Source organism: Pseudonocardia kongjuensis (assembly GCF_039526905.1).
In the GTDB taxonomy this organism is placed as follows: domain Bacteria; phylum Actinomycetota; class Actinomycetes; order Mycobacteriales; family Pseudonocardiaceae; genus Pseudonocardia; species Pseudonocardia kongjuensis.
Genome location: NZ_BAAAJK010000013.1, coordinates 27,198 through 40,761, shown reverse-complemented (window position 1 = coordinate 40,761; position 13,564 = coordinate 27,198). Strand labels below are relative to the sequence as shown.

13 protein-coding genes are annotated in these 13,564 nt (G+C 74.2%); 9 read left to right on the top strand and 4 right to left on the bottom strand.

Annotation, left to right across the window (positions count from 1 at the left end):
• Positions 1 to 27: 27 nt before the first annotated feature.
• The 5 genes from ABD160_RS16730 (at position 28) to ABD160_RS16710 (ending at position 3,539) form a co-directional block, all read left to right on the top strand.
• Positions 28 to 1,155: a glycerate kinase family protein gene (locus tag ABD160_RS16730; RefSeq protein ID WP_344023407.1), complete on the top strand. Its 1,128-nt coding sequence runs from the start codon at positions 28 to 30 to the stop codon at positions 1,153 to 1,155.
• 149 nt (positions 1,156 to 1,304) lie between these two features.
• The gene (locus ABD160_RS16725) at positions 1,305 to 1,682 is read left to right on the top strand and encodes a HesB/IscA family protein (RefSeq protein ID WP_344023405.1); all 378 of its coding nucleotides are present in this window, start codon (positions 1,305 to 1,307) and stop codon (positions 1,680 to 1,682) included.
• Between the two features lie 145 nt (positions 1,683 to 1,827).
• Entirely contained in the window at positions 1,828 to 2,763 is a 936-nt protein-coding gene (locus ABD160_RS16720) for a carbohydrate kinase family protein (RefSeq protein WP_344023449.1), read from the top strand.
• A 12-nt stretch (positions 2,764 to 2,775) separates the two neighbouring features.
• Complete coding sequence (locus ABD160_RS16715; RefSeq protein WP_344023403.1) at positions 2,776 to 3,063, top strand: hypothetical protein; 288 nt, start codon at positions 2,776 to 2,778, stop codon at positions 3,061 to 3,063.
• Positions 3,060 to 3,539 (top strand): hypothetical protein, encoded by a 480-nt coding sequence (locus ABD160_RS16710; RefSeq protein ID WP_344023401.1) that lies wholly within the window; start codon positions 3,060 to 3,062, stop codon positions 3,537 to 3,539. The genes ABD160_RS16715 and ABD160_RS16710 overlap by 4 nt, the downstream gene beginning before the upstream one ends.
• Here the strand turns inward: ABD160_RS16710 and asnB are convergent.
• Positions 3,529 to 5,475, bottom strand: a complete 1,947-nt coding sequence (gene asnB / locus ABD160_RS16705) for an asparagine synthase (glutamine-hydrolyzing) (RefSeq protein ID WP_344023400.1) — start codon at positions 5,473 to 5,475, stop codon at positions 3,529 to 3,531. The two genes, ABD160_RS16710 and asnB, sit on opposite strands and share 11 nt — an antisense overlap.
• Before the next feature lie 284 nt (positions 5,476 to 5,759).
• Between asnB and ctaC the strand changes: the two genes are divergently transcribed.
• Positions 5,760 to 6,710, top strand: coding sequence for an aa3-type cytochrome oxidase subunit II (ctaC, locus tag ABD160_RS16700; RefSeq protein WP_344023398.1), 951 nt, complete (start codon positions 5,760 to 5,762; stop codon positions 6,708 to 6,710).
• Positions 6,711 to 6,724: 14 nt separating this feature from the next.
• Complete coding sequence (locus tag ABD160_RS16695) at positions 6,725 to 7,123, top strand: cytochrome c oxidase subunit 4 (protein WP_344023396.1); 399 nt, start codon at positions 6,725 to 6,727, stop codon at positions 7,121 to 7,123.
• Between the two features lie 443 nt (positions 7,124 to 7,566).
• Here the strand turns inward: ABD160_RS16695 and ABD160_RS16690 are convergent, their stop codons facing one another.
• On the bottom strand, positions 7,567 to 8,724 hold the full coding sequence (locus tag ABD160_RS16690; protein WP_344023393.1) for an acyl-CoA dehydrogenase family protein: 1,158 nt from the start codon (positions 8,722 to 8,724) through the stop codon (positions 7,567 to 7,569).
• Positions 8,725 to 8,852: 128 nt separating this feature from the next.
• Between ABD160_RS16690 and ABD160_RS16685 the strand changes: the two genes are divergently transcribed.
• Together ABD160_RS16685 and ABD160_RS16680 are read left to right on the top strand one after the other, a co-directional pair.
• Positions 8,853 to 10,322, top strand: coding sequence for a sensor histidine kinase (locus ABD160_RS16685; protein WP_344023390.1), 1,470 nt, complete (start codon positions 8,853 to 8,855; stop codon positions 10,320 to 10,322).
• Positions 10,323 to 10,360: 38 nt separating this feature from the next.
• Positions 10,361 to 11,002 (top strand): response regulator transcription factor, encoded by a 642-nt coding sequence (locus ABD160_RS16680; protein WP_344023447.1) that lies wholly within the window; start codon positions 10,361 to 10,363, stop codon positions 11,000 to 11,002.
• Positions 11,003 to 11,008: 6 nt separating this feature from the next.
• Here the strand turns inward: ABD160_RS16680 and ABD160_RS16675 are convergent, their stop codons facing one another.
• On the bottom strand, positions 11,009 to 11,587 hold the full coding sequence (locus ABD160_RS16675) for a trypsin-like serine protease (RefSeq protein WP_344023388.1): 579 nt from the start codon (positions 11,585 to 11,587) through the stop codon (positions 11,009 to 11,011).
• A gap of 136 nt (positions 11,588 to 11,723) precedes the next feature.
• Positions 11,724 to 13,523, bottom strand: coding sequence for an NHL domain-containing thioredoxin family protein (locus tag ABD160_RS16670; RefSeq protein WP_344023445.1), 1,800 nt, complete (start codon positions 13,521 to 13,523; stop codon positions 11,724 to 11,726).
• Between the last annotated feature and the right edge of the window lie 41 nt (positions 13,524 to 13,564).

Below are 13,564 nucleotides of genomic sequence, written 5' to 3'. Positions count from 1 at the left end.
ATACGGGCCCGGGCTAGCCTCGCCCGCATGCGGATCGTGGTTGCCCCGGACTCCTTCGGCGGGACGCTGAGTGCGCGCGAGGCGGCGGAGGCGATCGCCGAGGGCTGGCGGAGATCGGTACCGGCGGCGGACCTGCGGCTGGTCCCGCTGGCCGACGGCGGGACCGGTTTCGTCGAGGTGCTGCACACCGCGCTCGGCGGCACCGTGCACGAGCTGGAGGTGACCGGCCCGCTCGGTGACCCGGTCCCGGGTTCCTGGCTGCAGGTCGGCGACACCGGCTACCTGGAGTGCGCCTCGGCGTGCGGGCTGCACCACGTGGCCCGGGCGGACCGGGTGCCCGCGGTCGCCCGGACCGCCACCACCTACGGCGTCGGCGAGCTGCTCGCCGACGCCCGCGACCGCGGCGTCCGGACGGCGGTCGTCGGGCTCGGCGGGTCCGCCACCACCGACGGCGGCGCCGGGATGCTCGCCGCGCTCGGCGCCGCGCCGGTCGACACCGACGGCCTCGCGCTGCCCCCGGGCGGCGCCGCGCTGGCCCTCTGCGACCGCCTCGACGGCCGCCCCGACCTGGGCGGGATGCAGCTCGTCGCGGCCTCCGACGTGGACAACCCGCTGCTCGGCGAGCACGGCGCCGCCGCGGTGTTCGGGCCGCAGAAGGGCGCCGACGCGGCCACCGTCGCCGAGCTGGACGCCGCGCTGGGCGTGTTCGCCGGGGTGCTGGCCGGGACGGCCGGGCGCGACATCCGCGACGACGCCGCGGGCGGTGCCGCCGGCGGGCTCGGTGCGGCGCTGCTCGCGCTCGGCGCACGCGTCGAGTCCGGGGCCGGCCTGGTCCGGCGGCTGGTCGGGCTGGACGCCGAGCTGGACGCCGCCGCCGGGGCGGGCGGCCTGGCCGTCACCGGCGAGGGCAGCTTCGACTGGCAGTCGCTGCGCGGGAAGCTGATCACCGCGGTCGCCCGCGGCGCGGCGGACCGGGGGATCCCGTGCGTGGTGCTGGCCGGCCAGGTCAGCGTCGGGCGCCGGGAGGCCGGTGCGGCAGGCGTCGACGCGGCGCACGGCGTCGCCGACGAGCTCGGGCTGGACGCCTCGATGGCCGACCCGGCCGGGACGCTGGCCGAGCTCGCGTCCCGGGTCGCGCCGCAGTGGAACCGGTGACCGGGCGGGGCACGGTGACGGCCGCCACGTCCGCCGTCGCCGAACGGGGGTTCGCCACCGGGCTGGACTCCCACCCGGCGTCGTAGTATTGACCTGAGGAAGAGCACCGCCGGGGGAACACGGCGGACCCGCACGTTGTTGGGAGAGCCATGACCGTCGAGAACGCAGTGAACGCCGGAAACGCCGCCACCGCGGAAGAGACCCACGGTGTGGAGCTCACGGAGTCCGCCGCCGTGAAGGCGCGCACCCTGCTCGAGCAGGAGGGGCGCGACGACATGCACCTGCGCATCGCCGTGCAGCCGGGTGGCTGTGCCGGGCTGCGCTACCAGCTCTTCTTCGACGACCGCTCGCTCGACGGCGACCTGTTCCGGGACTTCCAGGGCCTGAAGGTGGGCGTCGACCGGATGAGCGCGCCGTACCTGCAGGGCGCCACGATCGACTTCGTCGACACCATCGAGAAGCAGGGCTTCACCATCGACAACCCGAACGCCGGTGGCTCCTGCGCCTGCGGCGACAGCTTCAACTGAGGTCTGCGTCACCGGCGTATTGCCTGGTGAAAGGCACATCCGGGCCCCGTCAAGATCGCTTCGATCATGACGGGGCCCGGCTGCGTGACGTAGGGTCCGCTGCGTGCCTATTGCCGTGACGGGATCGATCGCCTCCGACAACCTGATGCACTTCCCGGGGAAGTTCTCCGAGCAGATCCTCGCCGAGCAGCTGGACCGGATCTCGGTCAGCTTCCTGGTCGACGACCTGACGGTCCGCCGGGGCGGGGTGGCCGGGAACATCGCCTTCGCGCTGGGTGTGCTGGGCCAGAGCCCGGTGCTCATCGGGGCGGTCGGAGCCGACTTCGCCGAGTACAGGAAGGTGCTGGAGGACCTGGGCGTGGACACGTCCGGCGTCTCCACCCACGACGACGTGCACACCGCGCGGTTCGTCTGCACCACCGACGACGACATGCGCCAGATCGCCTCCTTCTACACCGGCGCGATGGCCAAGTCGAAGGAGATCGAGCTGGCCCCGATCGCCGAGCGGGTCGGCGGGTTCGACCTGGTGCTGATCGGCGCCAGCGACCCGGAGGCGATGGTCCGGCACACCGACGAGTGCCGTGACCGTGGCTATCCGTTCCTCGCCGACCCCTCGCAGCAGCTCGCCCGGATGGAGGGCCCCGAGGTGCGCCGGCTCGTCGAGGGCGCCACCTACCTGGTCACCAACGACTACGAGTTCGAGCTGCTGATGAAGAAGACCGGCTGGACCGCCGAGGACGTCGGCGCGAAGGTCGGCACCCGGATCACCACCTTCGGCGAGAAGGGCGCGGTGATCGTCGAGTCCGGCGGCACCGAGACCTGGATCGACGTCGTCCCGCCGACCGAGCAGGTCGACCCGACCGGGGTCGGCGACGCCTGGCGCGCCGGGTTCCTCACCGCCGTCGCCGGCGGTCTGCCGCTGGAGCGCTCGGCGCAGCTGGGCGCGCTGATCGCGACCTACGTCCTGGAGTCCGACGGCCCGCAGGAGTGGACCTGGGACCGGGACGCGGCGCTGACCCGGCTGCGCGACACGTTCGGCGATCTCGCCGCCGACGAGCTCCGGGCCGTGCTGCCCGCCTGACCGTCCGCTCCCGTGACACCCCGGCCGGCGCCCGCGACCCGCGGACGCCGGCCGGTCCGCTGTCCGGGCCCGGTGCGGCCCGGCCCGGGGTGGCTGTCCGGCCCGGTGCGGTCCGGCGCGGCGTGGCTGCCCGGCCCGGTGCGGTCGGGCGCGGGGTGGCTGTCCGGCCCGGTGCGGTCGGGCGCGGCGTGGCTGTCCGGCCCGGTGCGGTCCGGCGCGGCGTGGCTGTCCGGCCCGGTGCGGCCCGGCGCGGTGTGGCCCGGTCCGGTCCGGTCCGGCGCGGGGACGGCGGCCGGGTGACCGCGGTCGCCGCGCTGCGCCGCGAGTACCTGCGCCTCGGCGTCGGCGAGCTCGCCGCCGCAGCGGTGTTCGCGGCGGTCGCGGTCCCGGTGGCCGGGCGCCTCGCGACCGGTCCGGCGCTGGCGGCCGCGCTCGCCGGGCTGCTCGCGGTGCTGCTGCACGCCGGGACGTACTGGCTGCTCGCCCGCCGGCGGATCCCCGGGGGCCGGATGCGGCCCCGGGAGGCGGCAGCACACCGCGCGGTCCGCGCGACCAGCGCGCTGCTGCTCGTGCTCGGCCTCGCCGGGATCGCGCTGTGGTGGCCGCCGGGCCCGGGGGCGGCGCTGCTGTGCCTGGCGGTGTGGCTGTTCGGCGTCGCCGAGTACGTCAACTACCACCTGGTGCGGCTGGCCCACCCGCCGCACCGGTGGCTCGACGGGATCCGCCGCTGCAGGTCGCCGCGCCTGCGCCGCGACCTGCAGCGGGTCAGATCTTGACCGGGTAGGTGGGCGTCGGGACGTCCGGCACGATCCGGCGCTCGACGAAGATGCCGTGCCAGATCAGGAACACCAGCACCGCCCAGATCCGCCGGGAGTGGTCCACCGGACCCTCCCGGTGCGCGTCCAGCATGCGGTGCACGGCCTGCAGGTCGATCAGGTGCCCGGCACCGGAGTTCTGCAGGATGTCCCGCGCCCAGGCGTACATCTCGTCGCGCAGCCAGTGCCGGATCGGCACCGGGAAGCCCAGCTTCGGCCGGTTCAGCACGTGCGGCGGGATGATCCCCTCGCAGGCCCGGCGCAGCGCGTACTTCGTCGTGCCGTTCGAGCCGTGGGTGATCTTCTGCGACTGCGGCAGCGACGACGCGATGTCGAACACCTCGGGATCGAGGAACGGCACCCGCAGCTCCAGCGAGTGCGCCATCGTCATCTTGTCGGCCTTGACCAGGATGTCGCCGCGCAGCCAGGTGAACAGGTCCACGTGCTGCATCCGGGCGACCGGGTCCCAGTCGTGGCTGGCGAAGTAGTGCGGCGCCGTGACGTCCTGGTGCGACACCCGCGGGTCGTAGCCGCGCAGCACCTCGTGCAGCTGGTCGTCGCGGAAGATCCGCGCGTTGCCGTAGTAGCGCTGCTCCAGGCTCAGCGAGCCGCGGCGCAGCAGGTCCTTGCCGCGCATGCCCTCCGGCATCCGCCGCGACGCCCGGCGCATGATCGGCCGCAGCGTGCCGGGGACCTTCTCGAACGGCGCCAGCGACAGCGGCTCCCGGTAGATCGAGTACCCGCCGAACAGCTCGTCGGCGCCCTCGCCGGACAGCACGACCTTGACGTGCTCGCGGGCCTCCCGCGCGATGAACCACAGCGGGACCAGCGCCGGATCGGCCACCGGGTCGTCGAGGTACCAGATGATGAGCGGCAGCGACTCCATCATCTCGTCCGGCTTGACCGTCCGGACCACGTGCCGGACGCCGATCGCCGCGGCCGACTCCGCGGCCACGTCGACCTCGGAGTAGCCCTCGCGCTCGAACCCGGTGGTGAACGTGATCAGGTTCGGGTTGTGCTCCTTGGCGAGCGCCGCGATCGCGGTCGAGTCGATGCCGCCGGAGAGGAACGCGCCGACGGTCACGTCCGCGCGCATGTGCTTGGCCACCGAGTCGCGCAGCACGTCGGCGATCTCGCCGTGCACGATCGCCTCGGCCTCGGCGCTCGCCGGGGCGTGGCTGGGCAGCGAGATGAACTTCGGCGCGAAGTAGCGCTGGTGCAGCGGCTCCTCGCCGGGGCGGACGGTCACGTGCGTGCCGGACTCCACCCGGGAGATCATCCGGTGCAGCGACATCGGCTCCGGCACGTACTGCAGGGTCAGGTAGTGCTGCAGCGCGGCGGGCTCCAGGTCCAGCCCGATGCCCAGCTCGCCGGCCAGCGCGAGCAGCGACTTCTTCTCGCTGGCGAACGCGGTGCCGGTCGCGGTCGTCGCCAGGAACAGCGGCTTGATGCCGAACGGGTCGCGGGCGAGGAACATCTCGCGCTCGACGGCGTCCCAGATGGCGAACGCGAACATCCCGCGCAGCCGCTGCACGGCGTCCGGGCCCCAGTAGTGGAACGCGGCCACGATGACCTCGCCGTCGCCCTCGGTGGCGAACGCGGCGTCGTAGGTCTCGATCAGCTCCTCACGGAGCTCGAGGTAGTTGTAGATCTCGCCGTTGAAGACGATCGTGTACCGGGTGTCCTCGCCGGGCACCGGCCCCCAGTGCAGGGGCTGGTGCGAGTGGTCGACGTCGATGATGGACAGCCGATTGAACCCCAGCACGAGATCGTGGTCGTTCCACGTCGCGCTCTCGTCGGGGCCGCGATGCCGCGCACAGCGCAGCGCGTCGGCGATCGGCTCGACCCGGTTGGCGGCGTCCGCCCCGGCGGTCAGCAGTCCCAGCAGTCCGCACACGAAAGTCAGTATGACGAGTCATCCGGACGCGTCGTGCGCGCCCCGGGGCGAAGCGGTCTTTTTCCTGCGAGACTGCCTGATTCCGCCCGCCCGGGTGATCCCGCGCAACGACCCCGGAGGACGCGCGGCGGGCGGCCTTCGTCTAGTCTCTACGCGAGGTCGAAGACGGTGCTCCATTCGAGTGGGGCGGAGCCCGTCGCGGCCGTTCCCGTGGTGACGGCAAGGCAGGAAAGAACGTGCTGGCAGTGCGGCTGACGCAGGAGACGACAGGAAGGCGGCGCGCAGTGGCCCGAACGGAAGGCCGCTCCCGGATCGCCCGGGCGGCGAAGGTCGGCCTGCTGGGTGTGCTGGCGGCGCCGGTGCTGTCCGGCTGCTCGGTGGAGGAGGTCATCCGGTTCGGATGGCCGGTCGGGGTCACCCCCGAGGCCGAGGCCATGCGGAACCTCTGGACCTGGTCCGCGATCGCCGCGCTCGTCGTCGGCGTCATCACCTGGGGCGTCATGTTCTGGGCGATGATCTTCCACCGGAAGCGCAAGGACGACGACGGCTCGCTGCCGCGCCAGACGCAGTACAACCTGCCGGTCGAGCTGGTCTTCACCGCCATCCCGACGGTCATCGTCGCGGTGCTGTTCGGCTTCACCGTGAACGTGCAGAACTACGTCGACAAGGACGAGGCCACCGCCGGCGGCCCGGCCGACGTCCGCGTCGACATCGTCGGCTTCCAGTGGAACTGGGAGTTCTCCTACCCCGACGAGGTCGGGCCGGACGGGCAGCCGGTGAGCACGCTGGGCACCAGCGACGTCATCCCGATCATGGTGCTGCCGACCGACCGCTCGATCGAGTTCACCCAGCGCTCGCCCGACGTGATCCACTCGTTCTGGGTGCCGGAGTTCCTGTTCAAGCGCGACGTCTTCCCGTTCCCGGAGCGCAACGACCAGGACAACACCTATGTGATCGACAACATCGACACCGAGGGTGCGTTCGTCGGCCGGTGCGCCGAGCTCTGCGGCACCTACCACTCGCAGATGAACTTCGAGGTGCGCGCGCTGCAGCCCGCCCTCTACGACCGGTACATCCAGCTCCGCAAGGAGACGAACCCGGTCACCGGCCGGCCGTACAACGCCGGTGAGGCGCTGCAGGAGCTGAACTGCGGCGAGTGGTGCGCCCCCGAGGCGATCACGACGACGCCGTTCCCGACCGACCGTGGCCAGCTGGCCGCGCAGGCCACGGGCTGAGGGGAGAACGACTCATGAAGATCGAGTCCCGGATCTTCGAGATCTGCACCGGGTTCTTCGTCATCGCCGCGCTGGTGTACATGTTCCTCACCCAGGAGGTCGTGGGCACGACGGCGCTCTGGCTGACCGCCGGCCTGTCGCTGATCATCGGTACCTACTTCCGGTTCGTCTCGCGCCGGCTGGAGGAGCGGCCCGAGGACAACCCGGAGGCCGAGGTCTCCGACGGCGCGGGCGACGTCGGCTTCTTCTCCCCGGGCAGCTACTGGCCGCTGGGCATCGCGGCCGCCGCGGCGCTGACCGCCATCGGGCTCGCCTTCTGGTACCCCTGGCTGGTCACCGTCGGCGCGACCCTGGTCCTGATCGCGGTGGGTGGGCTCGTCTTCGAGTACCACCGGGGTGTCGCACACCACTGATCCCGTTCCACCGAACGCCCCGCCCGGCGCCCCCGGGCGGGGCGTTCGTCGTTCCGCGGCCCGGACCGGCCCGCGGGGCGGCGCGGTCCGGGGCGGCGCGGCCGCCGTTCGCACGGGTTCGTGGCGTTCGCACCGGATTCGATCCCGTGCGAACGTGATGATCCCGTGCGGATGTGGCGATCCCGTGCGGACGTGGGTGTGGCCCCCGCGCGCGGCGGTTCGCCGCGCTGGTGGAGCCGCCGCGCGTCGCGGCCCGCGGCGCGGAGCCGCGCCGCTCCTCGACCTGCGCCGCCCCGACCTGCGTTGCCCCGACCTGCGTTGCCCCGACCTGCGTTGCCCCGACCTGCGTCGCCCCGACCTGCGCCGCCCCGCCCCGCCCCGCGCCGCTCCGAGGCCCCGCGCCGAGGCCCCGCGCCGAGGCCCGCTCCGCGGGCCCGGCCGGGTCAGGCCCGGGCGGCCTTCCCCAGCGCATCCCGGGCGATGATCACCTGCTGGATCTGGCTGGTGCCCTCGTAGATCCGGAACAGCCGGGCGTCGCGGAAGAACCGCTCGACGGCGACCCCGCGCATGTACCCCGCACCACCGTGCACCTGGACCGCCCGGTCGGCGACCCGCCCCACCATCTCCGAGCAGAAGTACTTCGCCGTGGCGGGGCCGGAGACCTTGTCGGATCCGTCGTCGAAGCTGCGGGCCGCGTCGAGGACCAGGCCGCGGCCGGCCCGGGCGTCGGTCACCGAGTCCGCGACGAGGCCCTGGACCAGCTGGAACCGGGCGATCGGCCGGCCGCCCTGCTCCCGGGTGCGCGCGAACTCGACGGTCTCGTGGACCAGCCGGTCGGCCATCCCGACGCACACCGCGGCGATGTGCAGCCGGCCGTGCGCCAGGCAGCGGGCGGCGGTGAGGAAACCGCTGTCGATCCCGTCGGTGCCGCCGACGACGGCGTCGAACGGGACCCGGACGTCGTCGAGATGGACGTCGGCGGTCCAGGCCCCGAACTGGCCCATCTTGTGGTCCTTCGGCCCGACCGTCAGGCCCGGGGTGTCGCGCGGCACCAGGAAGGTCGAGATGCCGCGGTTGCCGGGGGCGTCCGGGTCGGTCCGGGCGAACACCATGATCACGTCGGCGACCGGGGCGTTGGTGATGTAGCGCTTCGAGCCGTTGAGCACCCAGGAGTCGCCGTCCCGGACGGCGCGGGTGGTCAGCGACGAGGGATCGGACCCGGCGTCGGCCTCGGTCAGCCCGAACGACGCGGTCACCTCACCCGAGGCCAGCCGCGGCAGCCACCGCTGCTTCTGCTCGTCGGTGCCGCCCTCCAGCAGGACGTGCCCGGCGATGCCGTTGTTGGTGCCGAACAGCGAGCGCAGCGCGGGTGTCGTCCAGCCGAGCTCGAAGGCCATCCGGACCTCCTCCGACGCGCTCAGCCCCAGGCCGCCGTACTGCTCGGGGATGGTGAACCCGTAGAGCCCCATCTCCTTGCACTGGGCGACGATCCGCGCGGGGACCTCGTCCTCGGCGTCGATCGTCTCCTCCAGCGGCACCACCTCGGTGCGGATGAAGTCGCGAACCGAGTCCAGCACGTCCTGCAGGTCGGAGGGGTCCACCGGAAGATCCTCGCTCTCACGTCGGCGCCGTCGCGCGCCCAGCTCATCACGTCACACCCGGCATCGCGAGCGCATCGCCGCGCGCCGCCTATTCTCGACGCGCACCACCCGAACCGGAGGGGGCCGCGATGCCCGAGACCACCCGCGCGCCGGGGAACGACCCGGCGGCCGCCGGTGACCCGGTGGCCGGGCCGGAGCGGGTGCCCCCGGGCGGTCCGCTCGATCCGCACCTGGTCCGGGCGGCGGACGGCCGGGGCATCGGCGGGATGCGCGAGCACGTGTTCCGGGACGGTCCGCTGCACCTGCCGCAGGCGATGCACTGGCCGTCCGGCTGGCCCGGCCGGACCCGGCTCGGCGCACAGATGGCGTACCTGCTGGCCGGGCTCCCGCTGGCCGTGGTCAGCGGGCTGGTGGTGATCATCGGGCTGGTGCTCGGCGCCGGGACGTTCGTCATCTGGATCGGGATCCCGATCACCGTCGGCACGCTGGCCGCGGCCCGCGGCTTCGCCGAGCTGGAGCGCCGCGCCACCGAGGCGGCCACCGGGCTGCCGCTGCCACCGCACCACTACCGGCCCAACCGCGGCCGGCGGCTGATGGGCCGGCTGTTCCGCGCGCTGGTCGACCCGCAGAGCTGGCGGGACGTCGCGCACGCGGTCATCGCGCTGCCGGTCCGCGCGGTGACCGCGGCCGTCGCGCTGGTCTGGTCGGTGGCCGGCCTGGGCGGGCTGCTCTACGTGTTCTGGCAGTGGTCGATCCCGCGCGGCAGCGAGGACTGGACCCTGTTCCGGTCGGTGACCGGGGTGCACTCCGGCGTCGGGGACATCGCGCTGAACACCGGCCTCGGCGTGCTGCTGCTGGTCACCCTGCCGACCGTGGTGCGCTGGCTGACCGACGTGCGCGCCCTGCTGGCCCGCGGCCTGCTGACCAACCAGACCGCGGCACTGCGCGCCCGGGCGCAGGCGCTGGCCTCCGGCCGGCGGGCGGCGGTCGCCGCGGAGGCGCAGACGCTGCGCCGGCTGGAGCGGGACATCCACGACGGGCCGCAGCAGCGGCTGGTCCGGCTCGGCATGGATCTCGAGTCGGCGGTGCGGCGGCTCGACGACGATCCCGAACGCGCCCGGCCGCTGCTGCACGAGGCCCTCGAGCAGACCCGCGAGGCGCTGTCCGAGCTGCGCGCGCTGTCCCGCGGCATCGCCCCACCGATCCTCGCCGACCGCGGCCTGGGCCCGGCGCTGGCCGCCGCGGCCGGCCGCTGCCCGGTGCCGGTGGACCTCGACGTCGAGCTGGACCCGGGCGCCCGGTTGCCGGCACTCGTCGAGAACACCGCGTACTTCGTGGTGTCCGAGGCGCTGACCAACATCGCCAAGCACGCCGGTGCCTCCGCGGTCACGGTGACCGTCACCGTCGACGACACGGTCCTGCGGGTGGTGGTCCGCGACGACGGCCGCGGCGGCGCCCACCCGGGCAAGGGGCACGGGCTGGCCGGGCTCGCCGACCGGCTGGAGATCGTCGAGGGCAGCCTGGACGTGCACAGCCCGCCGGGCGGGCCGACGGTGCTCACCGCCGAGGTCCCGGTCGCCGGGCTGGGGGAGGGGTGAGCGCTCCGCGGCGCACCGGCGAGGATGCACGCATGACGATGCGCGTTGTCCTCGCCGAGGACTCGATGCTCCTGCGGGAGGGGCTGGTCCGGCTGCTGGAGGAGGCGGGTGCGACGGTGCTCGCCGCGGTCGGCGACGGGGCCGCGCTGGTCGAGGTGGTGGCCGAGCACCGCCCGGAGGTGGCGGTGGTGGACGTGCGGATGCCGCCGTCGTTCACCGACGAGGGGCTGCGCGCGGCGCTGGAGATCCGCAGGCAGTACCCGGAGATCGGGATCCTGGTGCTCTCCCAGTACGTGGAGGAGTCCTACGCCACCGACCTGCTGGAGGCCGGCGGCGGCGTCGGCTACCTGCTCAAGGACCGGGTGTCCAAGCTCGCCGACCTGTCCGACGCGCTCACCCGGGTCGCCGCCGGCGGCACCGTGCTCGATCCGGAGGTGGTGTCGGCGCTGCTCACCCGGCGCCGCCGCCGCGACCCGCTGGCGGAGCTGTCGCCGCGCGAGCGCGAGGTGCTGGAGCTGATGGCGCAGGGCCGCACCAACACCGCCATCGGACGGCTGATGGTGATCACCCAGGGGGCCGTCGAGAAGCACATCTCGTCGATCTTCACCAAGCTCGGGCTGCCCCCGTCGTCGGACGACCACCGGCGGGTGATGGCGGTGCTGACCTGGCTGGAGGGGTGAGGCGGATCAGCCGGTGAACCGCCCGGTGACGCCCGCCCGGTCGATCAGGCGCGGCAGCTCGGCAGCGTGGGTGGCGACCCGCGCGTGGTGGTTCGGGGTTGCCGGGCCCGGGTCGGGGCCCAGGCGTTCACCCCCGCCGGCCGGCCGCCGCCGACGACCGGTGCACCGCTGTCGGTCCGCCGGATCCACCCGCCACCCGTGGAAGACGACCGGCCGCGCCGGGGTGACGCCACCGGTCGTGTCGAGCGGCAGCGTCGGCTGTGCCAACGGCTCGGCGAGGAGCACCGTCCCGAGGTCGGGTGCCGCAGCCACCGGGCCGGACAGCCCGCCGAGGATCGGGTTCCCGTCGAACGCACCGGGCACCTCCCACAGGTCGGCCGCCGGGACCTCCACACCGTCGCGGGTCCGCAGATCGGTCCGACCGGCGATCACCGTCAGGTCCGCCGGCTCCCGGTTCATCACACAGTGCGACGCCGTGACGACGACCGACGGCGCGACCAGCGTTCCCACGCAGTGCTTGACCGGACGGTCGGCGGCGGACGCGAGCGCCACCACCCACGGCGCCCCGCTCGGTGCTGACGGCACCGTGCCCCGGCACCGGTGGCGGCGCGGCCCGCGGCCGGTAGTTCCGTGCCACGAACCCGGCGAGCAGCACGAGCACGGCGAGCAGCGGGTAGGGCCATCGTCGGCTCCGCGAGGTCACCGAGCCGTGGTAGCGGACTCAGTGGACCGCGCGCAGGTCCAGGTCGAGTGTGGACGGCCCGTCCGGGGTCACGACGACCGGGATGCCCCAGTCCTGCTGGTAGCGGTGGCAGGCGGCGAACGTGGCGGAGGTGCCGTCCGGCGCGGCGTCGCAGGCCGCGGCGGCGACCGCGACCTGCAGCACCCCGGACCCGACCGCCGGATCGAGCTCGAGGGTCCGGACGAGGCCGGTCGCGGTGCCGGCGCCGGCGCGCAGCAGCCCGGGCGGGTCGGCGGCCACGGTCAGCGACGTCGGGTCGCCGAACCGGTCGTCGAGGTGCTGACCGGCGGGTGGGGTGAACCCGATCCGCAGGCTGACGCCGGCGGCCAGCGGCGTCGGGACCCGGCGCACCCGGTGCGCGTCCCCGGCGACCGGCGACCCGGCGGGAATCGGCAGCCGGACCAGCCGGTGCGCCGCCGACTCGACGACGACCAGGGTGTCGCCGTCGACCAGCAGGTCCGACGGCTCGGCGAGGCCGTCGGCGAGGGTGCTGACGGTGCCGCGGCCCGGATCGAAGCGGCGTACGGCGCCGTTGTAGGTGTCGGCGACGGCGACCGAGCCGTCGGGCAGCACGGTGACGCCGAGCGGGTGCTGCAGCAGCGCCTCGGCGGCCGGCCCGTCCCGGTGCCCGAAGTCGAACAGGCCCAGCCCGACGGCGGTGCCCACCTGCGGCCCGGTGACCGGCTCGGCCGACACCCGGCGCAGCGCCGACACCTCGGAGTCGGCGACCCACAGCGTGCCGTCCGGCCCGGTGGCGAGCCCGCTCGGCTGGGCCAGGAACGCCTCGTCGAACGCGCCGTCGCGCAGGCCCTCGTTGGTGGTGCCGGCGAGCACGGTCGCGGCCCCGGTGCCCGGGTCGACGGTCCACAGCTGGTGCGAACCGGCCATCGCGACGACCACCCGGCCGTCGTCCCACAGCGCGAGGTCCCACGGCGACGACAGCTGTGCGGCGCCCGATCCGGGCGGGATCCGCTCGCGCAGCTGCTCGCCGGTCCCGGCGAGCGTGGAGACGGTGCCCGCGGCCAGCGACAGCGACCGGACGGCGTGGTTCACGGTGTCGGCGACCAGGACGGTGTCGCCGTCGGGCAGCACGAGCAGCCCCTGCGGCTCGGCGAACCGCGCGTCCGCGGCCGGTCCGTCGCGCAGCCCGCGGGTCCCGTCGCCGAACCGGCGCCGCTCGGTGACCAGGTCGTCGGCCAGCTCGACGAGCTGGTGGTGCGCGCTGTCGGACACCAGGAACCCGCCGGTGGGGAGCCGGGTCACCTTCCCGGGGAAGCGCAGCGCCGTGGCCGGGGCGGGCGGCGGCAGGTACGGGCCGTCGCCGCGGCGCAGCCGGTCGCCGTGCTCGGCGATCAGCTCCCGGACCAGGGCGGCCAGGCCGGGGCCGTGCCCCTCACCGGCCATCCGGGCGACGACGAACCCCTCCGGATCGACGACGGCCAGCGTCGGCCAGGCGCGGGCGGCGTAGGCGTCCCAGGTGGTCAGCTCCGGATCGTCGAGCACCGGATGGGCCACGCCGTAGCGTTCCACCGCCGCCTCGACGGCCGCCGGATCGGCCTCGTGCAGGAACTTCGGCGAGTGCACGCCGATCACGGTGAGCACGTCGCCGAACTCGTGCTCGACGGCGCGCAGCTCGTCGAGCGCATGCAGGCAGTTGACGCAGCAGAAGGTCCAGAAGTCCAGCACGACGATCCGGCCGCGGAGCCCGGCCAGGGTCAGCTCCCGGCCGCCGGTGTTCAGCCACCGCCGCCCGCGCAGCTCCGGCGCGCGTACCCGCATCCGCTCGGTCACGATCACGACAACGCCGGTGCGGCGCGCGC

Bases quoted from the DNA above. Each gene is read 5' to 3' on its own strand.
- ABD160_RS16730 (WP_344023407.1), top strand. From the start codon at position 28: ATGCGGATCGTGGTTGCCCCGGACTCCTTCGGCGGGACGCTGAGTGCG.
- ABD160_RS16725 (WP_344023405.1), top strand. From the start codon at position 1,305: ATGACCGTCGAGAACGCAGTGAACGCCGGAAACGCCGCCACCGCGGAA.
- ABD160_RS16720 (WP_344023449.1), top strand. From the start codon at position 1,828: ATGCACTTCCCGGGGAAGTTCTCCGAGCAGATCCTCGCCGAGCAGCTG.
- ABD160_RS16695 (WP_344023396.1), top strand. From the start codon at position 6,725: ATGAAGATCGAGTCCCGGATCTTCGAGATCTGCACCGGGTTCTTCGTC.
- ABD160_RS16685 (WP_344023390.1), top strand. From the start codon at position 8,853: ATGCCCGAGACCACCCGCGCGCCGGGGAACGACCCGGCGGCCGCCGGT.
- ABD160_RS16680 (WP_344023447.1), top strand. From the start codon at position 10,361: ATGCGCGTTGTCCTCGCCGAGGACTCGATGCTCCTGCGGGAGGGGCTG.
- ABD160_RS16670 (WP_344023445.1), bottom strand. From the start codon at position 13,523: ATGCGGGTACGCGCGCCGGAGCTGCGCGGGCGGCGGTGGCTGAACACC.